The organism is Carboxylicivirga sp. M1479, assembly GCF_007097485.1.
GTDB lineage: Bacteria > Bacteroidota > Bacteroidia > Bacteroidales > Marinilabiliaceae > Carboxylicivirga.
In genome coordinates this window covers 124,664-149,002 of the sequence record NZ_VKDE01000005.1, presented here as the reverse complement: position 1 = coordinate 149,002, position 24,339 = coordinate 124,664, and the positions used below count along the sequence as shown (strand labels likewise).

The 24,339-nt window shown below is 38.8% G+C and carries 23 protein-coding genes; 10 read left to right on the top strand and 13 right to left on the bottom strand.

The window, feature by feature from the left end; all coding sequences use genetic code 11:
- Positions 1-83 precede the first annotated feature (83 nt).
- The 7 genes from FNN09_RS05590 to glsA form a co-directional block, all read right to left on the bottom strand.
- The gene (locus FNN09_RS05590) at positions 84-1,430 is read right to left on the bottom strand and encodes a hypothetical protein (RefSeq protein WP_143300506.1); all 1,347 of its coding nucleotides are present in this window, start codon (positions 1,428-1,430) and stop codon (positions 84-86) included.
- The gene (locus FNN09_RS05585) at positions 1,399-1,935 is read right to left on the bottom strand and encodes a hypothetical protein (protein WP_143300505.1); all 537 of its coding nucleotides are present in this window, start codon (positions 1,933-1,935) and stop codon (positions 1,399-1,401) included. The genes FNN09_RS05590 and FNN09_RS05585 overlap by 32 nt, the downstream gene beginning before the upstream one ends.
- Entirely contained in the window at positions 1,925-2,473 is a 549-nt protein-coding gene (locus FNN09_RS05580; protein WP_185968885.1) for an RNA polymerase sigma factor, read from the bottom strand. The genes FNN09_RS05585 and FNN09_RS05580 overlap by 11 nt, the downstream gene beginning before the upstream one ends.
- A gap of 65 nt (positions 2,474-2,538) precedes the next feature.
- Positions 2,539-3,048, bottom strand: a complete 510-nt coding sequence (locus FNN09_RS05575; protein ID WP_221932425.1) for an O-acetyl-ADP-ribose deacetylase — start codon at positions 3,046-3,048, stop codon at positions 2,539-2,541.
- A gap of 6 nt (positions 3,049-3,054) precedes the next feature.
- Positions 3,055-3,540, bottom strand: a complete 486-nt coding sequence (locus FNN09_RS05570) for a YdeI/OmpD-associated family protein (RefSeq protein WP_185968884.1) — start codon at positions 3,538-3,540, stop codon at positions 3,055-3,057.
- A 74-nt stretch (positions 3,541-3,614) separates the two neighbouring features.
- Positions 3,615-4,820, bottom strand: a complete 1,206-nt coding sequence (locus FNN09_RS05565; protein ID WP_143300502.1) for a DcaP family trimeric outer membrane transporter — start codon at positions 4,818-4,820, stop codon at positions 3,615-3,617.
- A gap of 10 nt (positions 4,821-4,830) precedes the next feature.
- The gene (glsA, locus tag FNN09_RS05560; protein ID WP_221932424.1) at positions 4,831-5,868 is read right to left on the bottom strand and encodes a glutaminase A; all 1,038 of its coding nucleotides are present in this window, start codon (positions 5,866-5,868) and stop codon (positions 4,831-4,833) included.
- A 187-nt stretch (positions 5,869-6,055) separates the two neighbouring features.
- Between glsA and FNN09_RS05555 the strand changes: the two genes are divergently transcribed.
- Positions 6,056-6,796, top strand: coding sequence for an ATP-binding protein (locus FNN09_RS05555; protein WP_143300501.1), 741 nt, complete (start codon positions 6,056-6,058; stop codon positions 6,794-6,796).
- Positions 6,797-6,820: 24 nt separating this feature from the next.
- On the opposite strand, the gene FNN09_RS05550 is transcribed toward FNN09_RS05555, so the two are convergent.
- Positions 6,821-8,131, bottom strand: a complete 1,311-nt coding sequence (locus FNN09_RS05550) for a cobyrinate a,c-diamide synthase (protein WP_143300500.1) — start codon at positions 8,129-8,131, stop codon at positions 6,821-6,823.
- Between the two features lie 154 nt (positions 8,132-8,285).
- On the opposite strand from FNN09_RS05550, the gene typA reads away from it, so the two are divergent.
- Positions 8,286-10,085, top strand: coding sequence for a translational GTPase TypA (typA, locus tag FNN09_RS05545; RefSeq protein WP_143300499.1), 1,800 nt, complete (start codon positions 8,286-8,288; stop codon positions 10,083-10,085).
- 381 nt (positions 10,086-10,466) lie between these two features.
- On the opposite strand, the gene FNN09_RS05540 is transcribed toward typA, so the two are convergent.
- Positions 10,467-12,071: an amidase gene (locus FNN09_RS05540; RefSeq protein WP_143300498.1), complete on the bottom strand. Its 1,605-nt coding sequence runs from the start codon at positions 12,069-12,071 to the stop codon at positions 10,467-10,469.
- Positions 12,072-12,451: 380 nt separating this feature from the next.
- On the opposite strand from FNN09_RS05540, the gene FNN09_RS05535 reads away from it, so the two are divergent.
- The 8 genes from FNN09_RS05535 (at position 12,452) to FNN09_RS05500 (ending at position 18,839) form a co-directional block, all read left to right on the top strand.
- Positions 12,452-13,261 (top strand): ATP-binding cassette domain-containing protein, encoded by an 810-nt coding sequence (locus FNN09_RS05535; RefSeq protein WP_143300497.1) that lies wholly within the window; start codon positions 12,452-12,454, stop codon positions 13,259-13,261.
- Positions 13,262-13,275: 14 nt separating this feature from the next.
- The gene (locus FNN09_RS05530; protein WP_143300496.1) at positions 13,276-14,055 is read left to right on the top strand and encodes a hypothetical protein; all 780 of its coding nucleotides are present in this window, start codon (positions 13,276-13,278) and stop codon (positions 14,053-14,055) included.
- Complete coding sequence (locus tag FNN09_RS05525; RefSeq protein ID WP_143300495.1) at positions 14,052-14,432, top strand: GntR family transcriptional regulator; 381 nt, start codon at positions 14,052-14,054, stop codon at positions 14,430-14,432. The genes FNN09_RS05530 and FNN09_RS05525 overlap by 4 nt, the downstream gene beginning before the upstream one ends.
- Entirely contained in the window at positions 14,419-15,069 is a 651-nt protein-coding gene (locus tag FNN09_RS05520) for a hypothetical protein (RefSeq protein WP_143300494.1), read from the top strand. The genes FNN09_RS05525 and FNN09_RS05520 overlap by 14 nt, the downstream gene beginning before the upstream one ends.
- Before the next feature lie 42 nt (positions 15,070-15,111).
- Positions 15,112-15,792 carry a TatD family hydrolase gene (locus FNN09_RS05515; RefSeq protein WP_143300493.1) on the top strand — a complete coding sequence of 227 codons (681 nt, stop codon included), beginning with the start codon at positions 15,112-15,114 and terminating at the stop codon, positions 15,790-15,792.
- Positions 15,755-16,519, top strand: coding sequence for a sulfite exporter TauE/SafE family protein (locus FNN09_RS05510; RefSeq protein ID WP_143300492.1), 765 nt, complete (start codon positions 15,755-15,757; stop codon positions 16,517-16,519). The genes FNN09_RS05515 and FNN09_RS05510 overlap by 38 nt, the downstream gene beginning before the upstream one ends.
- 112 nt (positions 16,520-16,631) lie before the next feature.
- Positions 16,632-17,651, top strand: a complete 1,020-nt coding sequence (locus FNN09_RS05505; protein WP_143300491.1) for a branched-chain amino acid aminotransferase — start codon at positions 16,632-16,634, stop codon at positions 17,649-17,651.
- Between the two features lie 144 nt (positions 17,652-17,795).
- Entirely contained in the window at positions 17,796-18,839 is a 1,044-nt protein-coding gene (locus FNN09_RS05500; protein ID WP_143300490.1) for a 3-deoxy-7-phosphoheptulonate synthase, read from the top strand.
- 6 nt (positions 18,840-18,845) lie between these two features.
- Here the strand turns inward: FNN09_RS05500 and FNN09_RS05495 are convergent, their stop codons facing one another.
- From FNN09_RS05495 to FNN09_RS05480, 4 genes are all read right to left on the bottom strand, one after another.
- The gene (locus tag FNN09_RS05495) at positions 18,846-19,601 is read right to left on the bottom strand and encodes a glycosyltransferase family 2 protein (protein WP_143300489.1); all 756 of its coding nucleotides are present in this window, start codon (positions 19,599-19,601) and stop codon (positions 18,846-18,848) included.
- 3 nt (positions 19,602-19,604) lie between these two features.
- A complete protein-coding gene (locus FNN09_RS05490; RefSeq protein ID WP_185968883.1) occupies positions 19,605-20,867 on the bottom strand; it encodes a glycosyltransferase family 4 protein in 1,263 nt (420 codons plus the stop codon).
- Between the two features lie 73 nt (positions 20,868-20,940).
- A complete protein-coding gene (nadB, locus tag FNN09_RS05485; RefSeq protein ID WP_143300487.1) occupies positions 20,941-22,512 on the bottom strand; it encodes an L-aspartate oxidase in 1,572 nt (523 codons plus the stop codon).
- A gap of 129 nt (positions 22,513-22,641) precedes the next feature.
- The gene (locus tag FNN09_RS05480) at positions 22,642-24,300 is read right to left on the bottom strand and encodes a hypothetical protein (RefSeq protein ID WP_143300486.1); all 1,659 of its coding nucleotides are present in this window, start codon (positions 24,298-24,300) and stop codon (positions 22,642-22,644) included.
- Between the last annotated feature and the right edge of the window lie 39 nt (positions 24,301-24,339).

Sequence of the window (24,339 nt, the reverse complement as noted above, 5' to 3'; positions counted from 1 at the left end):
TGATAATATTCAATCTTTTCGCTAAAGATTTGGTGCAACAAGATGTTTATGTCGGTAAGCTGATAATAAATGACTTACTATTATTAATGACTGATAGTAACTTCCAGTTCGTAACCATCCAACTCAATTAGGGGCGATGACTCATTAACATTCAGATACTCGTAATGGAACGTTAAACGATTACTATCCCCAATTTTTGTTCGTGTGGCATAAACATCATCATCAATGTCTAAATCGAAGTATTGCCCCTCTCCTTTTAAGTGATATGGCTGGGGTGCTTGCATAGCTATGGAAGCTTCAATGTATTTACCCGATAGCTTCACTTGTTTAAAAGTACTTGATAAAGCACCTATATTCACCTCATCTTCGTAACCCGATAACTTTATTGACTGATTTACACGATCAATGTTAAAGGTATTGTATTTACCATCGTGTGAGTTTAATTGATTCAGTAGTCCTATTGACAATTGATTTTCATAAGCATCTCGCAGGGTTAGTTGATCTACCTCATCGGCATTGAATCGCATGTACTTGGCATCGATGGTCATATCTCCCACTTTCTCAAGCGTGCATCGCCCCTCATAGCCTGCCAAGCGAAAATCACCAACGCTGGCCAACTGCAATTGGGCATATTTTTGACTGATAGTGGCTGTTTGTACAGTGCCAGCACTAAATCGTCCCTCGTACATATCCAATTGAAGCGATGTGGCATTGCCTGCTTGTATGTTAGAATACTTGGCTTCCATATTAAAGGCAGTTGTTTCGCCACAAGCCAATTTAGTTTCATACAAACTAAGTTCGATAGCATCCGATGTATTTAATTTTACCTGTGAGTACTTTAGCTCTCCTTTAACAGAGCCGCTAACGCTGGCAAAACGAGCTTGTGTATCGTACAACATCAGCTTTAAGTCGCCCATTATATCGCTTTCGTAATTTACTTTAGAATACTTGGCGTCAATAGTGGCCATTACCGTTTGAGGAAGCCACACCTGGCACTTGGTTATTTTAAATTCCTTAAGCTTAATGCTTTCCTTTTTATTGGATTTGAAAACAACTTTACTCCATTTCATACCCATTATTTCCAAGTCAAAGTTGTTTTGAATAGCCAAGTCAATTTGGGCTCTGTTACCACCCAACACACCCGTTAAAATACCCGATTCAATGGCCTCGTTCAGCTTTTTAAGCTCCTCAGGCTTTCCATCGGCTATGTAACTCATCTCTATCTTTACCTTGTTGCCTTTGGCAGGCAATACATCCACATTAATTTGGTACAGTTCCAGTGCCACAGAGGGTGCATCTCCCAATGACAATTCCTTGCTAAACACTTTTGGTTCGCTGGTTTGCCCAACTGCCAACTGCCAACACATAAAAAAGGCCAGAAGAAAAGCTAAACTGGACTTAAATTCTAATCTGCTTCGATTTATTTTCATCTTTTTGTAGTTTACGTTTTTCATTAATCAGCCGCTCAATTATTCTCAGCCGCTTCTCATATGTATCCAGCATGATGATAACGGCGCGCTCGTTATACCCATGTTGTTTCATATCGTTCAATCCTTTTGTATAGATGGTGTCCAATAAGCTCAGCTCCTCCAATAAGGCCTGCTCAAAAACCATGTCTTCTGATGGCATGGAGATAAACTCATCCCACTTAAGGCTCACTGCTTGTATGTACTGACTCTCCTGTTTGGCCAGCTCTTCGCTTATAAAGGCCAAACTATCCAGTTGTTTATTCATCATCATTTCGTGACGAATAAATACGCCGATGCTGAGAAAGATGCCCGCCACAACAGCCACCCTAATAGCCCATTGTTTAAGCGAGAGGCGCTTTTGCTTCATGCGTTTATCGATCTGATTCCACATGCGATCCTCATCAGGCACAAAAACATCTCGTTCAGACTGCTTATCTTTGAAATAATTCTCCCAATTACCCGACATACAGTATGCTTTTTAATTTCGTATTCAACAATTTCTTAGAGCGATGAAACTGTACCTTACAATTGTTTTCAGTAAGGCCTGTTAGCTGCGCTATTTCGGCAAATTTATAACCCTCAACCACCCTCAGTGTAAACACCACCCTGGCTCCTTGTGGCAAATCAATTATTGCATTCATAACTTGCTCCATGGGCAGGTCATTATCTGGCTCATCACTTTCACTATCGGGCAATTCATCAACCCACTCCAGCTTAATTTCTTTATTTTTGTTTTTTCGAATAAGACCAATGGCCTCATGTATCACAATTTGCTTTAACCAAGCTCCAAAAGCCTTATTTTCTTTAAGGTTTCCCACTTTTTTAAAGGCCTTAACAAAAGCATCCTGCACCACATCTTCGGCATCGAACTGATTAGCCACCATGCGATAAGCCACATTGTACATTGCCCGTACATATTGCTTATATATGGCATGCTGTGCGCGCTCATCTCCACGTTTGCACTGCTCTACTATCCGTTCGGTCAGATTCGTTGATTCACTCAAGATTTCGGTTCTTTACTTTAAAGATGCCAGAATTAGCAAAAGGTTAAAAAAGGAAGATAAAATTTTTATTGATCCAGTAAATGCTGGTATAATCGATGATTTTCTTCATCGAAACAAACAAATATGACCAAAGAAACGGACTCACTTCTATAGTTTTTTACTGTGTTGATGGCAAGTTTTGCTGCTTCGACCTTTGGGTAGCCATACACCCCTGTGCTGATATTGGGAAAAGCAATTGTTTTCAGCTTATTGGCTTCGGCCAACTTTAATGAATTGATATAGCAGGCTTTTAGTAGCTCTTTTTCGCCCGTATTGCCTCCTTGCCATACTGGTCCAACTGTATGAATCAGCTTTTTGGCCGCTAACAAACCACTGCTTGTAATTACGGCCTCCCCTGTTGGACACCCACCTTGTTGTTCACGTATTTGTCGACACTCATCCATTATTACAGGGCCACCAGCCCGATGAATGGCGCCATCAACTCCGCCTCCACCCATTAACCTGGTGTTAGCAGCGTTAACAATGGCGTCTACTTGCAACTGGGTAATATCGCCTTTTATAACTTGCAGTTTCATACCGATCTATTTTAGGTATTTATCGTTTAAATAATTCATTATTTTGATGATGCGCTTTGCTTTTGTTTCTTCTTTTTTGGCCTCATAAATCCAGGTAACAACCTCGTGTTGCCAATTGGCTGTTTCTTTATTAAAAGCACCTAATAAACGATTATCTTCCAGCTCAAAGCAGTCAATTAACTCTTGTGGAATTTCAGCAGGCAGGTTATTGGGGAATAGTTGAATGCGAACACAATCGCCAGCCTCCTTTCCAATGGCTTTACGAATGGCTGCTTTAAGTGGCAACATCATTCGACCGTTACCAATCGGCATTAAGCGACCATGCTTCAATTCAAAATCATCAATAAAACCATGTACCTTAATCCAGTTAAACCACGCTTTCGAGTCGGGCTTTACTTCAGCAATTTCAGCATAGGTCCAGCCGCCTTTACCCGGAAACTTTTGGAGTACGTAGGTTTTATCAACCAGAGGCACAGTGTCTGTTGGTGTCATAAGTTCAAACTTTACCTAATAAAAAAAGAGAAGAACCAGGTCTTCTCTTCCAATATCGTTATTTGCTTGCACATCTACCTGACGGAAGCCGAAAAATTATATTTAAACGAGAATTGTAACTTCACAATGTCAGAGCTAAAACCATCGGAAAAATTTTCGCGCTTACCATACTGCAATTCTACACCCGCCATAATGTTTTTGGCTGGATAATACAGGAGGTTAGCTACGGCATACTTTCCTGTGGCATATGAATCAGGCGCTTGCCCGTTGGCATGGTCGGTATCTAACATGGAGAACCCTGCTGAGCTACTAAAACGCTCACTCCAATAATGATCGATAAAAGCCACAATACCCAAAACTGGCTGTGTCACTCCCTCAATGGGCTTTTCTGCGTTACCAGGGTTGTTTTTAATGCCAATATCGGTTCCTCCATCATTCATGTAGTTTTGAATAGCCTCGCCATACACCACCTGAAAGCGACCTGTTGTTGACTTGGAAAACTTGATGTTAGAACTAAGGTTCAATCCCCAACCTAAAACCGAATCAGATAGGTCCATGTTATCATCATCATTCCTATCTTCCCACTCAATATAGCGCAACATAGTAGCCAATTCTAAGTAGCCCCAATCAAAGGCCTTGCGATACTCAGCAGAGAAGTCTGGCAAGGGAAAACGTCCGTGCACCTGATCCCAATAGCCATCTTCGGCATACACACCACCATCGGCACTGGCACCTGGGCGCTCCAAAGCCAGTGTTAAGAAACTATCTCCTTTAATGGGCATCCATCGAAACTGAATATTACGGAAAAACACCATACCAGTTGGCCCCCAGTACTCAATAGTATTAGGAAAAACATCGATATCCATAAAAGGACTCCAATATTGACCAGCACCAAAATGCCCCAACTCGCCATAGGCGTGTCGCAAACGAAAAGTTGTTTGACCAGCATCTACTCCCGTTCCGAATAATTCAAATTCAAAAATAACCTTTAGATCTCCCAGGTCATTAGGCACTATACTCTCAAAACCTAGGCGTGTTTGACGCACACTATAGTAAATATTACCATCGGCACCATACTCATTTTTATAAGTTGGCAATTGCGATGGCCGAATAACATCTGTCCAATCGGGATGAATCTGATTAAAATTATAACCAGCATCCATCATAGCATGACCGTAAATACGAAAAGACAGCTCTTGACTCTCTTCCTGAGCAAGAGCTGTATTCCCTAGCAGTAGCACAGTAATTATTAACGAGTTGATGATTGTATATTTCTTCATGGCTACGCAATTATTTAACTCCAACCGATTGTGGATCGAAAATATTTACCTCAAGTTGCTCCGAAATATAAGCGATGGCCTTTTGAGCACGTACACTATTTCCAGCTGCATCTACCCTTGGCGAGAAAGCAGCAATTGCACCTTTACCCGGCACAATGGAAACAATGCCACCACCTACACCACTCTTCGACGGCAGTCCTGTTAAGTACGACCAGGTACCAGAATAATCGTACATGCCACAAGACAGCATCACCGAAAGTATTTGAGGAATGTTATCAGGGTTAATTATTTTCTTACCTGTAAAGGGATTGGTTCCATCGGCAGCTAGAGTGGCTCCCATGGCAGCTAGTTGTTCGGTAGTAATACCTACTGAACACTGTCGGGTATATAAATCAACGGCATCCTCAGGATCATCGTACATAACACCATAGGCATCTAACAAACGGGCAATGGCTTGGTTGCGACCGTTAGTTGCAGCTTCCGATTCGTATACATCTTGAATAATAAACAGCTCAGAACCAGCGCATGCACTATAATAGGCCAAAATATCTTTCCATTTTTGTGATTCAGACTCCCCTTTTAGCAAACTGGTTGTTGCTATAGCACCTGCATTAACCAATGGATTACCCACGCGGGTCGCTTGTTGCTCAATGGCGGTTACCGAGTTAAAGGGCAAACCTGTTGGTTCAGCACCCAACTTTTCTAAAATGGCTTTTTGCCCCATTTCTTCCATTACCATGGCTAGGGTAAACACTTTAGATATCGATTGAATGGAGAAACTAGCTTCTACATTACCTACGCTAAACACCTTTCCATCGACTGTAATTACACAAATGCCAAATAACTCAGAATCAACTTTGGCCAACTCAGGTATGTAATCGGCCACCTCACCTGTTTTATCATCTTTGTATTGCTCGTAAGCATCGTTAATAATTTTTTCGAGCAACTTATAATTTGGTGCAACCGGACTCTTTTTAACCTGAGCAAAACCCATGTTTCCAATGGCAAAAAATAGAATTACCATGGCATTAATTACATGTTTATTCATTGTGTTTAAGTTTAAATGTTAGTTAGTACGCTACTAACAACAGCCATATTATAGCCTATGTTTCAGTATGGAAAATGAAAGTTAAGTAAACGGCCTTAGGAAATCAATACAAGCAGCTTGATCCAGGTTTTATTTCCAAATTACAATTTAGGGTTCTCCATTTACCAAATGAATCTATCTTTGCGGCATGAAAAGGAAACTGACGAGGCCAGAGAGAGCATTTATACAAAAGGTAAGACAAACAGCCGGCAAAGCCATTAATCATTACGAAATGATTGGCGCTGATGACACTGTTATGGTGGCTGTTTCGGGAGGTAAGGATAGCTTAGCTTTGTTGGACATCCTTTCAGCACGCCGTAAGGGTATGCCCATTCATTACCACTTGCATGCCGCCCATATTATTACCGAAGATGTACCCTACGAGATCGATACCGAATGGCTACAGCGGTTTTGCGACGAACTGGATGTCACTCTTCATCTGGTGCGCACGCGTGCCAATCTGGAAACAGCTGGCAACAAAAAACCTTGCTTTGCCTGTTCGCGCAACCGCCGTAAAGAACTGTTTCAGCTTACGCACTCATTGGGCATTAAAAAGCTTGCCTTTGGTCATCACCTGGATGATGCAGTTGAAACCTTAGTTATGAACATGGCTCAGCATGCTAACATATCATCTATTCCTCCTTTTTTGAGCATGTTTGACGATCAACTGCAACTTTTACGACCATTGATTTTGCTTACCAACGCCGAAATGAAACAGTATGCAGAGATTATGCAGTTTCAATCACTAAAAAAGGAATGTCCCTACGAAGATCATACCATCCGCCAAAAGGCAAGAGACATTGTTGAACAAATGACAGCCATCAACCCAAAGGCACGCATTAATTTATTTAACTCAATGAAAAAGATTGACTTTAAGTATTTACCGTAGGTATTACATTAATATGATCATTACTTATTCATCAATCAACAAGTCAATAAACGCTTTCATCTTTTCTATCTCGCCTAAATAAATGTGAAAATAAGATGACCAGGCATTTTTGGATTTGTAAATAGGCATATCTACCTCTTTACCTCTGGCGGATTTGCAGGGATAATCGGCTTTTTGATTGTCATCTTCAGAAATTAGTGAATAATGAAACTCGTGCCCTTTGAACTCCACGTCATCTGCCCATACAGAGCGATAGCCTAATTTGAGTTTCATATTTTTTAAAGAAGTTGAGTAGTTAAAAACTCCTAACATGCTATGACTTGTTCCATCTTGCAGTTCCACTGATTTGCCCAAATACATCATACCTCCACATTCGGCTAGCAATTTACCGCCCTCCTGCTCAAACTTTTGAATGGATTGTATCATTGATGAATTAGCAGCTAATTCTTTTGCATACAATTCTGGGTACCCTCCTGGGAACCAAAGAATATCACACTTTGGTATAACACTATCAATTAATGGACTAAAATATATTAGTTCTCCTAATTGTTTAAGGCAATCGATATTGGCTGGATACATAAAATTAAAAGCCTCATCGTTGGCAATACCAAATCGCAAACCTGTATTTTTTTGAGCAGAGACATTTTCCTGCTTAGAAATTGAAGTCTCAGAAATTGAAAGCAATTCATCCAGATCAACATGACGATTAATTAAATCAGCAGCAACATCAACTGCCTTTTGCATGTGCAAATTATCGCTTAGGGACAAGCCTAAATGACGTGACTCTAATATTAAGTCTTCGTTTTTAGGCACATAACCTAAAGATTCAACACCTGCATCTTCGGCTGCCTCTTTCAGAAACTGGTAATGAGAATCTCCTGAAACTTTATTAAAAATTACTGCTTTAACCTTTACATCAGGATTGAAATTTTTAAATCCATAAAGTAATGGCGCTACTGAGTAGGCCGTGGCTGCAGCATTAACCACTAGTACAATTGGTAATTCCAAGGCTTGAGCAATCTCGGCCGAACTTCCCTTATCGCGTTTGGCTCCATCGAACAAACCCATTACTCCCTCCACAATGCCCACATCGGCATTTTGCATTTTTTGCTTATAAATTTGCTGAATGTGTTCCTTATCAGACATCCAAACATCTAAATTATAAGATTTTGCACCTGCAATTTTCGAGTGCTGCAATGGGTCAATATAGTCGGGACCGCATTTGAAAGCTTGTATATTAAAGTTTTTATCACGAAGAGCCTTAATAAGACCCAGTGTAACAATTGTTTTACCCGAATTACTAGATGGTGCCGCAATTAAAAAACTATGCTTCATAAATAGGTATTTGTTAGTGTTATGGTGGCGCAAATATAACTAAAACACAGAGCTGATAACAAACTTACACAAACCCTCAAAGTCTTTTTTAACATTGCATAACGCTGTAAACCAAAAAATAGCAGTACCTTTGCGGCTCATTTGGATTTTAGTTATGCAAGAGATTAGAAACGTTGCCATCATCGCTCACGTCGATCATGGTAAAACCACGCTGGTTGACAAGATGTTAATGGCTGGAAAGCTATTTAAAGAGCACCAGGAAGTTGGTGAACTCATAATGGACAATAACGATTTGGAGCGTGAGCGTGGTATCACCATCCTATCGAAAAACGTGTCGGTAATGTGGAAAAACACCAAAATCAACATTATTGATACCCCTGGTCACTCCGATTTTGGTGGTGAGGTTGAGCGTGTATTAAACATGGCTGATGGTGTATTACTTTTAGTAGATGCATTTGAAGGACCAATGCCGCAAACGCGTTTCGTATTGCAAAAAGCAATCTCTCTAGGCTTAAAACCAATTGTGGTTATCAACAAAGTAGACAAACCAAATTGTCGTCCTGAAGAAGTTCATGAGTCAGTATTTGACTTAATGTTTTCATTGGAAGCAACAGAACAACAGTTAGATTTCCCATCGGTATACGGTTCAGCCAAAGAAAATTGGATGAGTACTGATTGGAAACAAAAGACAGATAACATTGAAGCTATTTTTGATGCTATTATTGAGCACATACCTGCTCCTGAATACAACAAAGGAACGCCTCAATTACAAATTACCTCTCTTGATCACAGCAAATACCTGGGTCGTATTGCTATTGGTCGTTTGCACCGTGGCGAGTTAAAAGTTAATCAGGACGTAAGCTTGGTTAAGCGTGATGGCAGCATCAAACGCACTCGCATTAAAGAACTAAACGTTTTTGACGGTCTTGGACGCACCAAGGTTGATCAGGTTACATGTGGTGAGCTATGCGCCCTAATTGGTATTGAAGGATTTGATATTGGTGATACCATTGCCGATTTCGAAAACCCAGAGCCATTGGAGCCAATCGCCATTGACGAACCAACCATGAGTATGTTATTTACTATTAACAACTCTCCTTTCTTTGGTAAAGAAGGAAAATTTGTGACATCGCGCCACATTAAAGATCGCTTGGACAAAGAGCTTGAGAAAAACCTTGCTTTACGTGTTGAAGAAACAGATTCAGCAGATGCTTGGAATGTATACGGACGAGGTGTGCTTCACTTATCGGTATTAATTGAAACCATGCGTCGCGAAGGTTATGAATTACAGGTAGGTCAGCCTCGTGTAATCATCAAAGAAGAATTGGGTGAGAAGTTGGAGCCAGTTGAGGATTTAACCATTGATTTACCAGAAGAGCACTCAGGTAAAGCTATTGAAATGGTTTCTCAGCGTAAGGGTGATCTTAAATCGATGGAGAAAAAAGGGGATCGTGTTAATCTAGAATTCAACATTCCATCACGTGGCATCATTGGCTTACGTAGCAACATGCTAACAGCCACGCAAGGTGAGGCTATTATGGCACACCGTTTTATTGAGTTCCAACCATGGAAGGGTGATATTGAAAAACGTATCAATGGTTCTTTAATCGTTATTGAGTCGGGAACTTCAATTGCCTACGGAATGGATAAACTTCAGGATAGAGGCAAATTCTTTATTGCACCTCAGGAAGATGTTTACATGGGTCAGGTTATTGGTGAAAACAACCGCGAGGGCGATTTAACCATTAACGTAACCAAAGCGAAGAAGATGAGTAACATGCGATCTTCGGGTGCTGATGACAAAGTAAAATTAGCTCCTCCTATTCGTTTTAGCTTAGAAGAGGCATTGGAATATATCCAAGGAGATGAGTATGTTGAAGTAACACCTTCAAGTATTCGTTTAAGAAAAATATTCCTTTTGGAACACGAGCGTAAGCGTTCAAATTTAAAGTAAGCGATATAAACGGTAATTCTCGGATTACCGCTGAAGATACAAAGGAGATGGCGAACAGTCATCTCCTTTTTTATTATGGCATAGTCATTTCTTCTGATAAAATAAACAAGCGAGCATTTTCCTTTGCTTAGCGAGTAATTTGCAATAGCTAGCGAACATCCTCTCCCATCTAGCGAGCATTTTACAGCAGGTAGCGAGCACTATTCGATAGGCAGCGAACTAAATTACCAAGGTAGCGAACAATTTCTCAGTCGGGAAAATCCTCGCTTGCGAGAGAAAATTGCTCGCTAGGTAAAGGAATACTTTCGCTACTCATACATCAGAGCTCGCTATCGACAAGAAAAAGCTCGCTAATGTCCATAACGGTTAGCTTTAAGATGTTTACTTTATCAAGCTAGCAATAAAACGGGGTTCGATTCTTTTCTTACTCACTTTCTCATACAAGTGCGCAATTTGAATCAAACGACTTTCTGTCCAGGGCTTACCAAAGAAAGATACTCCTATTGGCAGACCTTTAATATTACCCGCTGGAACTGTTATACTAGGATAACCAGAGATAGCAGCCAACTGTGAACTGCCTCCTCCAAAATTATCTCCATTAACGTAGTCAATACTCCAGGCAGCCCCATTGGTAGGCGCCATAACAGCATCAAGCTTATTGTCATTCATCAACTTATCAATGCCTTTATTACGCGCTAGCTCCAAACACTTCTCTTTGGCTTCTTTGTATTTTGAATCATTTAAACCATCAGTTTCATTAGCCGCCTCAAATATCTCTTGCTCAAACCACGGCATTACCTTATCAGCATTCTTATTATTGTATTCTATTAGCTCATTAATGGTACTAAATCCACAAGCAGGGTGTGATTGAAGATACTTTTCCAATCCATCTTTAAATTCACAAATCAGAACCGTCCACTCATATTGCCATAACTGATTCACTTCTTCTGAAACGGCCAACTCAATAACGTCTGCCCCCTTACTTTTCAACTGTTCAACAACCTCATCCATAATTGACTCTACTCGCTTATCAAAGGCTGAACTTTTACTTAGATAACCTATCCGCGCGCCCTCCAAAACTGTGTCATCAAAATTGAGATAGACTGCTGGTTCTTGTGGTTGGCTTTTTGTTTTTAAATCATCAGCATCAACTCCTGTTAAAGCAGATAATAAAATAGCTGCATCAGTAACGGTTCTGGCCATAGGACCTGCTGTATCCTGACTGTCAGAAATAGGAATAATACCGGAGCGAGACAACAATCCAACGGTTGGCTTAATTCCCACCACACCATTTATTCCTGAAGGACATACAATTGAACCGTCGGTTTCGGTTCCAATAGCTAATGGCGCCAAATTAGCCGAAACGGCCACAGCAGAACCTGCCGAAGAACCACAAGGCGTGCGATCCAACACATAAGGATTACGCGTTTGTCCACCTCTACTACTCCAACCACTACTCGAATTAGTTGAACGAAAATTAGCCCACTCACTTAAATTAGCCTTAGCGAGTAAAACAGCACCCGCTTCACGCAATTTGGTTACAATAAATGCATCTTTGGTAGCAACATGATTAACTAAAGCCAATGAGCCAGCCGACGTTACCATCGAACCAGCCGTATCAATATTTTCTTTAATAATAACGGGAATTCCGTGCAGAGGACCACGTACATTTCCTTTGCTTCGCTCATCATCTAAAGCCCTTGCTATTTCAATAGCATCGGGGTTTACCTCAACCACAGCATTGGTAGCAGGGCCATTTTTATCCACTTGCTCAATTCGCGTCAAATACATCTTCACAATCTGTTCCGATGTTAATTCTCCAGCTTGCATTTTCTTTTGTAACTCAGCAACTGTCATTTCCGAAAGTTGAAAATCATCAACAAAATTATTGCTTTGCGTTTTTTGATGTTGCTTAGACTGACAAGCTGTAATACTTAAACCTAGTCCAGCCATAACCGAACTCAAAAGAAAATCGCGACGTTTCATGTGGATATATTTTACTTTTTATTGTCACATGGAACTCTCAAATAAATTTAATCATCCTCCTGTGTGAAAATTTGGATAATCAAATTTACATGGTCGTTTCATGTGCTAAAATTTGGATTCATTTGCCATATGGCACTCGCCAATTTTGTCATCCTCCTGTGAGAGAAGTAATTCTCATGGCTCGTTTCATGTGGATTTATTTAATAACTGCTCAAAATAGCAAAATACTTACACGTGAACAAAACCACTCGGTTCAAATCATCAAATCTGCAAGTCATTTATAATCATTAAGTAAAAAATTATTAAAGAAAATTTGGAATTGACAAAAACCTCTTTACATTTGTAGTGTACTATTTCACTATAACAGTAAAATAATAGCAATGATAGAAATCAATAACCTAAGTTTTGCATACAAAAAGCAAGCATCCCTATTTCACAATCTTTCAATAAACGAAGATGATGGTCAAATAATTGGTCTATTGGGAAAAAACGGCGCTGGTAAAACCACTTTACTTCAGTTAATATCGGGCTTATTAAGCCCAAAAGACGGGCAAATTTCAGTTAACAACTATCGCCCCGAACAACGCCATCCAGCATTTTTAGAACAGCTTTATTTTGTGCCAGAAGAATTTATAATGCCATCGGTAAAAGTGATGGATTTTGTTGAGGCTATGTCTCCATTTTATCATCGCTTCGACACAACTCTACTACACGACTTGCTCAAGAAATTTGAACTTGACTTGAACAAAACACTGTCAAAAATGAGTCATGGGCAAAAGAAGAAATTCCGCATTGCCTTTGCACTCGCAACCAAATGTCAAGTTATCATACTTGATGAACCAACTAATGGTTTAGATATACCCTCTAAAGTCATTTTTCGTCAAATAGTTGCAGGTTCGCTTGAAGATGATCAAACAGTTATTATTTCAACGCATCAGGTAAAAGATGTTGAAACACTAATTGATAAAATTCTTTTGGTTGATAATGGTCAAGTCATTTTCAATAAAAGCATTATCGACATTTCTGAGAAGTACGACTTTAAAATCGTTAGTCACTTACCAAGTGATGCCATTTACAGCGAACTCAATCCTATGGGTTACAAAATTGTTACTCAAACCAATGGCATGTCTTCAGAGGTAGATATTGAGCTTTTGTTTAATGCAATAAATAATGGCATAACGTTTAACTAGCAAACTAATAAGGAATGAATCATATTTTTAATATTAACAGATTTGGTAAGCTCATTAAACAGCAATACCATCTTTCGAAGAAAACTGCAGCTCTTACATTATCATCTTTATTTATTGTGTATACAAGCATCTCATTATTGGTAATTCTGGCAGATAGGCATTTTAGAGCTGATCATTGGATTCCGATGTTTATCATATTTACAGCAGGTGTAGCGATCCCTTTTGCTGCCTACGGATTTCCTTCTTTTAGAAGCAAAGACAAAACCTTTGACTTTATTCTATTACCTTGTTCAGTAACTGAAAAGTTTACCCTTAACATCATTATTAGAATACTTGCTCCAGGTTTGATTTTACCAGCCCTATTTTATGTCAGCGCTAACCTTGCTGCAGAATTAGCATTATGGCTCTCTCCCGACCGTTTTCTGGAACCATTCAGATTCTCAATACTCTACAAACACATCGACAGCGATCAATTTCTATATTTTGCAACGGCTATTATTTTATTGGTCACTATCATACAGTCTCTATTATTTGCCGGAGCTAGTGTTTTTAGCAAACGCCCACTCATTAAAACCTTAGTTATTTTTGGCATCACAACAGCCATCGTCATTTTTTACTTTTATGTTATTATCGAGGTTGCTGATCTTTACAAGGGCAACAAACAACCCTGGTTTACCGATTTAAACATAAAAGAAACAACTGCTGCATTACTGTTGATATGCATTGAATTATTTGTATTAATCAGCACTTGGGCATACGCCTTTTTCAGAGTGAAAGAAAAACAGATAGCATGATGGAATTTAAAAATAACAAGGGCATCTTTCAACAGATAGCCGATAATATTTGTGAACGTATTTTATCAGGCGAATTTAAGGCCGGAGATAAAGTGCAGTCCGTTAGAAAATTAGCAGCCACCTTAGGTGTTAATCAAAACACCATAATGAGAACTTTTATAGAATTGCAACACAACAACATTGTTGATAACCGAAGAGGCATTGGTTATTTTGTAACAGATAATGCTCCTAAAATGATTCGAGACATGCGCAAAGAAGAATTTACCCAAGAAATACTCCCTGCTTTTATTCAACAAGTTAAATTACTGGAAATTACAAAAGAAGAACTTGAACCTTTGTTTAACCAATTAAAAGAGAACGAAGATGAAAACAAGTAAGAAAATACTAATCGGTTTTATGTCAATTATTTGCTTGAGCCTTTTATCATTTATGATAACCGTAGACAAAGGCAGTAATCTCGAATTTGTAGAAAAAGAGGAGTCCTTACCAAATTTTACAATTATTAAGGCCTATAACGACTGCAAGGTAACATTAGAAACAAACGATGTTGCCAGCATTAACTTTTCTCACATAAAAGATTCAAATGCACTAAAGCCCTATACACTCAGTGGCGACACCTTAATTCTTAATCAACTTAAATCTGGTAAACACAACTTACACTATTCAGTAAAAAGTACTAATATTCAAGAACTTATTATTGACAAAGCCAATGTAGGCATAAATATTCAGCAAGATTCAATTAAAATCAGCAGCTTAAATAATGGATGGTTAAGGGTTTACAAAAACAGTTCAATTAATCATTTACAACTTAATGTCATTAACAAATCAAGGAGTAATTTTTATACCGATCAGATCAACACGCTTGAATTACATGCTAACGATTCAGATGTAACCTCAAACAACCGCATATCAAAGGTTAGCTTAAAAGCAGAAAACAACGCAAGTGTAAGACTACAGCATGTTAAAAAATTAAGTGTTGAATGTGACTCTACTTCTACTTATCAAATTTATTAACAATAAATTACAACCTTTAAAAACAGTATCTTAGGCATATCAATGTACATCAACCTACATACACATCATCCTACTGGCAGTGTTACGAATACTGAAGTTATCAACTTAAACATCAACTCTATTCGAAATACACTGCCCAGATACTGTTCTGTAGGCCTCCACCCATGGGACATTGACTCATCACACAAACAACAGTTATTGTTGCTTCGTAAGGTGGCCAGTACGAAAAACATTGTGGCCATTGGAGAATGTGGTCTTGACAAACTCAAAGGCCCCAATTTAGCTGTACAACTTGAAGTTTTTAAGGCACACATTGAAATATCTGAACACACTCAAAAGCCTTTGATTATTCATTGCGTTAAATCCTATAACGAGATTATTAAATTAAAAAAAGACATCCAACCAAGTCAGGCATGGATATTCCATGGTTTTAATGCACCAAAAGAAACAACTGAACAAGCCCTAAAGCATAACTTCTATTTCTCACTAGGAGCTTCATTATTTAATTCCGAAGCAAAAGCCCAGCAATCACTACCATATATTCCGCATAATAGACTATTTTTGGAAACCGATGACAATCCACAGCTAAGCATTGAATCCATTTACAAAAAATCCGCATTATTATTAAATCTTGATACATCTCAATTACAAGAGATTGTTAAAGATAACTTTAAGCGTTTATTCAATGTCGATACTCAACATCATCAATCCATTAAATTCTGACTGGACAACCTGGGCAATAACCATTATCTGTGCTTTTTTTATTGGTGTATCCAAAAGTGGATTAAAAGGACTCTCCATGTTTGTAATTCCTCTATTTGCTCATTTATATGGCGGAAAAGCATCGGTTGGAATCATATTACCATGCCTATTAATGGGTGATTTAATGGCTTTACGCTTTTACTACAAGAGTGCCAATATCAAACTCATACTTAAACTAATACCTCCTGCTATAATTGGCATTATTATCGCCGTTATAATAGGTTCTAAAATTAGTGATGCACAGTTTAAAATAACCATGGGTACGGCCATCTTATTTTGCCTTGGGCTACTTCTTATTAACGAATTTAAAGGAAAAATAGACATCTCTGGCTCAAAGCTTTTCAGCAACTCACTTGGACTAACAGGTGGTTTTGCAACCATGATTGGAAATGCGGCAGGTCCAATTTTCAATTTATACCTATTATCTATGCGCTTACCAAAGGCGGCATTTATAGGCACTGGAGCATGGTTCTACCTCCTACTAAACTCCTTTAAAATACCTTTTCATGTGCTAAGCTGGCAAACCATCAACGGGCAAACATTTCAACTCAACCTGCTTATGTTTCCTATTTTAATACTCGGCACCTTTGTTGGCAAAAAAATAGTTGGCTACATCCCAGAGAAACCCTATCGTTATTTTATCTACACTATCACTTTGTTATCAGCTATCTTACTCTTTATCAAATAACATACAAACATCAACTATCATTAGATGCCTTTTGTCATTTAAATTATAAGTTGATTGTTGTACCTTTATCCGCAGATATAGAAAAATTACACTCGTACTAAATCATACAGAAATGAACGATATCAATTGGAGCGACTTGTCTTTCAGCTATATGAAGACAGATTACAACGTTAGATGTTACTACCGCGATGGAAAATGGGGTGAGTTAGAAGTACACTCTTCAGACCAGGTAAGTATTCACATGGCTGCCACAGGTTTACACTACGGACAAGAAGCATTTGAAGGACTGAAAGCTTTCAAAGGTCAAGATGGAAAAACACGCTTATTCCGCATTGAAGAAAATGCAAAGCGCATGTACAACTCTGCTGTTGGAACAATGATGGCTGAGATTCCTGAAGATATTTTCGTAAATGCCGTTCTTAAAGCAGTTGAGCTAAATAAGCGTTTCGTTCCTCCATATGAGTCAGGTGCATCGTTATACATTCGTCCATTATTAGTTGGAACAGGTGCTAAAATTGGCGTTGCCCCTACCGACGAATACCTATTTATGGTATTTGTTATGCCTGTTGGACCTTATTTTAAAGAAGGTTTCAAACCAACTAACATGATGATTTCACGCAAATACGACCGTGCCGCTCCTCTTGGAACAGGTAACATCAAAGTTGGTGGTAATTATGCAGCAAGCTTACGTGCTGGACATGAAGCTCACGACAAAGGTTATTCGGCAGTGCTTTTCCTTGATAGTAAAGAAAAGAAATACATCGACGAATGTGGCCCGGCCAACTTCTTCGGTATTAAAAACAATACATACGTTACGCCTAAATCAGACTCTATTCTTCCATCAATTACCAACATGAGTTTGTGTCAGTTGGCAGAAGACATGGGAATGACAGTGGAGCGTCGTCCTATTCCTTTGGAAGAGTTAGGAACTTTTGAAGAGGCTGGTGCTTGCGGAACTGCTGCCGTAATTAGCCCAATTGGTCAGATTGATGATATTGAATCAGGTAACTCTTTTGTGTTTAGCAAAGACGGCAAACCGGGTGCTATATCTGAAAAAATCTATAATAAATTACGTGCTATTCAATATGGTGATGAACCAGACACACATGGTTGGGTCACTGTTGTTGAGTAAATGAAGTGCAATTATAAGATACTTTAGCAATACATAAAAAATGGGATTCGTAGTTACGAGTCCCATTTTTTTGTTTTACAACAGCATTTTATCTAAAAATCTTATAATCTATCATTACCTTTGAACCTTTACAGACGATACGTTATGACCGATTTAAGAATTGAGAACCTCAATATCATTGCTGAAGAGCCAATAATTACACCCGACGAGCTAAAGCGTCAATATCCCCTGAGCGATAAAACCACCAAAACAATTTTGGATGGACAAAATACAGTCAAACGCATTCTTCACAAGAAAGACAAACGTTTATTGGTGGTTGTAGGTCCGTGCTCTATTCACGATATTAATTCGGCAAAAGAGTATGCTGGCAAACTCAAACAATTGGCTGATGAAGTACAAGACACACTTTATCTGGTAATGCGCGTTTATTTTGAAAAACCACGAACAACAGTTGGTTGGCAAGGACTAATAAACGATCCCTATTTAGATAACAGCTGCCAGGTAGAAGACGGCTTAAAAATGGCTCGTGAACTATTGCTACACATCTCTGAACTTGGATTACCTGCAGCGGGCGAAGCATTGGACATTGTAACACCTCAATACATTCAGGATTTATTTTCCTGGACCGCCATTGGCGCCAGAACAACAGAATCGCAAAGCCACCGAAACATGGCCAGCGGACTTTCTTCGGTTGTAGGTTTTAAAAACGGAACCAAAGGAAGTATCGACATTGCCATTAACGCCAGAGCATCGGTTGCAGCTCCCCATAATTTTGTTAGCATTAACCCCGATGGCAAAGTAGCGGTTGTTAAAACAAAAGGGAACCCCAATTCGCATATTATTTTGCGCGGAGGAAAAGGTCCTAACTATTCTGCAGAACACATTGCAGAGTACGAATCGGAACTTAAAAAAGCAGGTCTAGAGCCACGAATTATGGTTGATTGCAGTCACGCCAACAGTGGCAAAAATGCCAATAACCAATCGGTAGTTCTAAATGATATTGCCCAACAAATTAGTAATGGTAACAACTCCATTATGGGTGTGATGATCGAAAGCAACCTGAAGCATGGCAATCAGAAGCTAGACAATATATCAGAACTTGAATATGGTGTTTCTATTACCGATGAATGCATTGCGTGGGACGAAACCGTAAGCATCATTAGAGAGCTTCGAGAAAAACTCAAATAAAGAAGATTAAAAGCGCTTATTTTTAATCACATACCAAGAAAAACGTAAACTAATAGGTACATGCCTTAATGAAGTTGGAATTAAGCCGAAATAACGGCGCATAATATCAAAGCGCTCCTTGAGTCCGGGAACGATGTTTTGCTTGGTTAAACCACCCTCTAAAAAGCGAGATAAGACCATGTTGGTATTTTGAACATACTTGGCATCTTTCAAAGCCCTTAAGCACCATTCAAAATCGGCAGAAAATCGATAGCTGGTATTGTATTGGCTCGCAATTTTTGTGGAGACCAATATGGATTGATGACTGACCAACATTCCATTTTTAAAACTTTTCCAGGTCAAGTTAGCAGGCGGCTGCAGTCGCCTCTCTCCTATTTCATTACCGTTAATATCAATCAGCAAGGTATCGCCATACGCCACATCTGGCCAATTTCCTCCCCAGGCATCCACCATGCTCTGAACCGTGTCACTTGCATAAATTTCATCGCCTGAATTAATAAACCACACATAGTCTCCTGTTGTCAAGTTCAGACCTTTATTCATGGCATCGTACAATCCACCATCAGGCTCACTAATCCACTTTGAAATAGATGATTGATTAGCTTCTATTAAACTAACAGTTCCATCATTTGATGCACCATCAATAACAATGTATTCGATATGAGGATATGACTGACATGCGATACTGTCAATGGTTTTTTGAAGCGTATCAATCCCATTATAAACAATTGTAACAATGGATATAACAGGATTATTATTCATCTTTTACTTTAATACCGATTCATAAACCGCTTTATACTGCTGTGCCACCACCTCCTCAGAATAACAATCAACAGCTTTTTGACGTGCATTTACACCTAATTTATTAATATCAGACACAAATAAAGTCTCGTAAATACCAGTGGCTAAACTAAGTGAGTTCTTCACTTCAGCCAAATAACCTGACTCTTGGTGCGAAATCATTTCAGGAACTCCACCAATACTAAAACCAACTACGGGCGTGCCACATGCAATGGATTCCATCACGGTATTGGGTAAATTATCTTGTAAGGATGGCAACACATAAATATCGGCTGAACTGTATAAATCAACCAAGGTTTCAGGGTCTGAAATAAACTTAAGAGAATGAGTTTTAAATGGAAAAAGTTTAACTGTTTCAGCATTTGCCTTTCCAAAAACCACCAACTCTGTATTATCCTTAACAACCGGAAAGTTCTCAGCTAATATATTCAATGCCTCAATAAAATAGCGCATCCCTTTTCGTGGATCATTCACATTTGCCGCACCAAACAGAATGAGTTTTTTATCTTTTGGTAAACCCAACCTTTCACGCACTACATCCTTATCTCTGGGAGCATACAACTCAGTATCAATAGGATTGGGAATGTTGTAAAAGTTTTTCCTACGTAGTAATTTACTCTCTTGAGAAAGAGTTCTTAACCATTTACTACATGTAACAATACTTAAAGGTGCTTCGTTATATATTTTACGTTTCTTAGCAAATATTTGAGCTGATAAATCCTTTTTACCCGACTTGCGCAAAAAAGGACAATAGGAGCAAAATTCTAAAAACTCCAAGCAGGTTCCTGCATAATGACATCCTCCGGTGAAACTCCACATATCATGCTGCGTCCAAACAATTGGCTTTCCGCACGACAATAATTTACCAAGCGTTTCAATGGACAAAAAACCCTGATTAACCCAATGCAAATGTATCACATCGGCTTCCTGAACCAAGGGGTGTTGAGTAATGTCAATTCCTGTATTTGCAGGCGAAAAAGCGAAGCGAACTGAAGCATTGCGTTCATAGGGCAAAAACGTTAAACGCTCCCAGGCAAAGCGAACAAAAGCTTTCTGTTTATAAGTAAAACCTGTTCCAACAGGGTAAACACCTTCTTCATCGCGATGCTGATCTTGAACCAATAACTTGGATTCAACTCCATTACGTCGCAAAGCACGGTTTAAGCGATTAGCAGCTACTGCTGCTCCACCTCCTGCATCAGTCTTATTAATTTGTAAGATTTTCAAGCTAGTGATTGTGAATTTGGATTGTAAAAGTAACAAATCCAAGCATTATGCAAAGCCTTAGCAGGTAAATACATCAATGATCCAATTTTGTTGGATAATCAATGTTATAATGCAGCCCCCTACTTTCTTTTCGTTTACGTGCCATTTTAATAATGAGGTAACCCACATTAATTTTATTGCGCAAATGGCATATTTTTTCCGATACTTTTGAATCCTGGTACAAGGCTTCCGTCTCGCGATACAAGACCTCTAATCGATCATATGCACGGTTTAGTCGGATTTTCGATCGTACAATACCCACATACTTACTCATGATTTGCTGCACTTCCTTGTTCGATTGGGTTATCAAAATCATCTCCTCGGGGTGTGATGTTCCTTCATCGTTCCAATCTGGAATATGCTGATTACAAACCGAATCCTTCAGTTTTTCAATGGCATCTTCAGCAGCTGCATTGGAAAAAACCAAGGCCTCAATCAAGGAATTACTTGCCAAACGGTTGGCACCATGCAAGCCAGTTGAAGCACATTCGCCGGCTGCATACAAATTATTTATTGAGCTACGCCCTTTTAAATCTACTTTAATACCACCGCATAAATAATGAGCTGCAGGCACAACAGGAATCATCTCTTTGGTTATATCAATTCCTAAAGACAGGCATTTCTTATAAATATTAGGAAAATGCTGCATGGTTTCCTCAGCATCTTTATGTGTCACATCAAGATACACATACTCCTCTCCTCTGTTTTTTAACTCATTATCGATGGCTCTGGCCACAATATCACGTGGCGCTAAACAACCACGCTCATCATACTCCTCCATAAACTCCTGACCATTCTGACGGCGTAATATACCGCCATAACCACGCATGGCTTCAGTTATTAAAAAAGATGGTCGTTCCGATAGATTATACAATGCGGTTGGGTGGAATTGTACAAATTCCATGTTTTCGATAATGCCTTTGGCCCTAAAAACCATCGCAACACCGTCACCAGTGGCAATTAAAGGATTAGTTGTTGTTTGGTAAACACTGCCTATGCCTCCTGTAGCTAATAAGGTGGTTTTAGCTAAGAATGTTTCAATCTGACCATTATCCTTATTAAGAATATACGCTCCATAACACTCAATATCGCGCATCCACGGTTCAGTTACCTTACCCAAATGATGCTGGGTAATAACATCTACTGCAAAATGATTTTCATAAACCTGAATGGAAGAATGGTTTTTAACCTCATGAATTAATGCACGTTGAATCTCCTCACCTGTATTATCCTTATGGTGCAGGATACGATGCTCTGAGTGACCTCCCTCACGATGCAAGTCAAACCTACCGCTTTCATCCTTATCAAAGTTAGTTCCCCAATTGAGTAATTGTTGAATTTGCTCAGGCGCCTCTTTTACCACCTTTGTTACCGCTTCAATATCGCACAAACCATCACCGGCTATTAGGGTGTCTTTCACATGCTTATCGAACGAATCAGGCTCATACATTACTGATGATATACCTCCCTGAGCATAAGCAGTATTTGTCTCCTTAATTTCAGTTTTACTTACAACAGCAACAGAACCATACTTAGCCACTTTTAGTGCATAACTTAAACCTGCTATACCTGAACCTATGACTAAAAAATCAAATTCTCTTCTCATTAGGAAAATCTTTGTACAGGATACAAATTTATAATAGTCCGTTAGTTTTTAGCTAGTGACGGCTAATTAATTTTACGATTATTCCTCAAGAGCTTTTAAATTATCATACGAAAGCATCCATACTAAACCTTATTCTACGCGCATTTTAGTTCTTGATATTAGCCGATCGCCATCCGCTTTTATCTGAGTAACTTCTACAATATAATCCGATGAATCATCTCCTGTATAGAACTCTACCACGTCGTTTTCATTCATCAATTGACTTTCGAAAGTTTTAAAAAACAAAAGATTCCGATAATCGGCCAACGGAGAATTCTTTACTTTTTCTATAGAATAATCTGGACTAATAAAACAATATGAATTTTGGTAGCCATTGTGAACCTGTCGAAAAATTCGCGTATCGAACTCCATATTACCCATATCACCGTCTTTGGTAAAAAACAGAAGTAATCGACCTAAGTTCTCATTCAACAAGTAGTAATTGAGATTCAGAACATCAATCTTACTCAGGTATTCAGGACTCATCTTTAGAATGCGATCAATATCAGCTATTGGTACACCATCCATAAAAACCATTGTTTTACCATCTCTTGGATAATAAGAGTCATCTTCATAAACACGAAACTCATACTTTCCTTTTGATTTGCGAAGTACAACACTTGGCACTATCTCTTTGATAATTTCCTCAACCGTTGGTAGTTCAATGTACTTATCGATTAAAACTGACTTTTCAGGGTAATGGTAAAATGCATGCTGACTCTCAATTGAATCCATCATTGCCAAATCTGGCAAATGCCTGTCGTAAACAGCACTAACCTGCATATTAACAATGGCCTTGTTTATGGCATTCACCCGAAGCGAATCCATGTATAACAAGGGCATTTCATCGCTGAATTGATTACTAAAATTATCTAATAAGGTAATTTTATAATTTAGTTTGGCTGTATCAATCAAATAGGGTTGAATAACCATTTCTTGCTTTCCATACCTATTTGCTTCAAAAGCAAAACGCCCTTGTTCATCGGTCGTTGCAAACTCAAGAATTGGATTGTTACCAACAAAGCTTAAAGTTAATTTTTCATCTACGATTGCGTGGCCATCATCAATATTGGATATTGTTCCACTAATAATTTCACCTTTAAGTTCTGGCGCCAGAAGCTGCTCGTTCAATTGCTGACTTTGCGCAGGCTGCTTTTGCTTCTCTAAGTTATTATACAAACATGCCTTTGCTACTGAAACCACAGTGCTAACAACATCTTTTTCATATTCTATCTGGAAGCTTACTTTTTGTCGATTAGCATATGTTGTTTTTAAGCCAGTTATCAGCTCACTTGATTCTGACATTAAATCCACCTTATCATCATTATTTTTATTGGCTTCATTAATATTAGGCAATGAGTTTTTTACAAAAGGATTAATGACGGATACTAGTTTAGTATCGAAATAGGAAGCGTCAAAATTCGTCATCCAACGGGTGTAGGTTCTTAATAAGTAATTTCCTGTTGATATTGTATCGGGCAACAGAATTTTTGTCGCTGCCCGCCCATTATGAAGCAATACTTTCTCTTGAATAACAGGTTCATTATTGGAGTTTATCAATTCAAGATAGGCCACCTTACTGGAAATTGTATGAGAATCTTCACTTAAAGTAGTACTCGTCAAATTGAGCCACAACTCTTCTCCTCCTATATAAACATCACGATCACTTGTTAAAAGAATTCGCTCTTGTCCCATGGCTAGCTTGGTTAGGCAGGTAGCAATGAGTATTAATAAAACTATTTTTTTCATTTGTTTAAATTTTGTTTGATTGCCGCATGGAACTCGCCA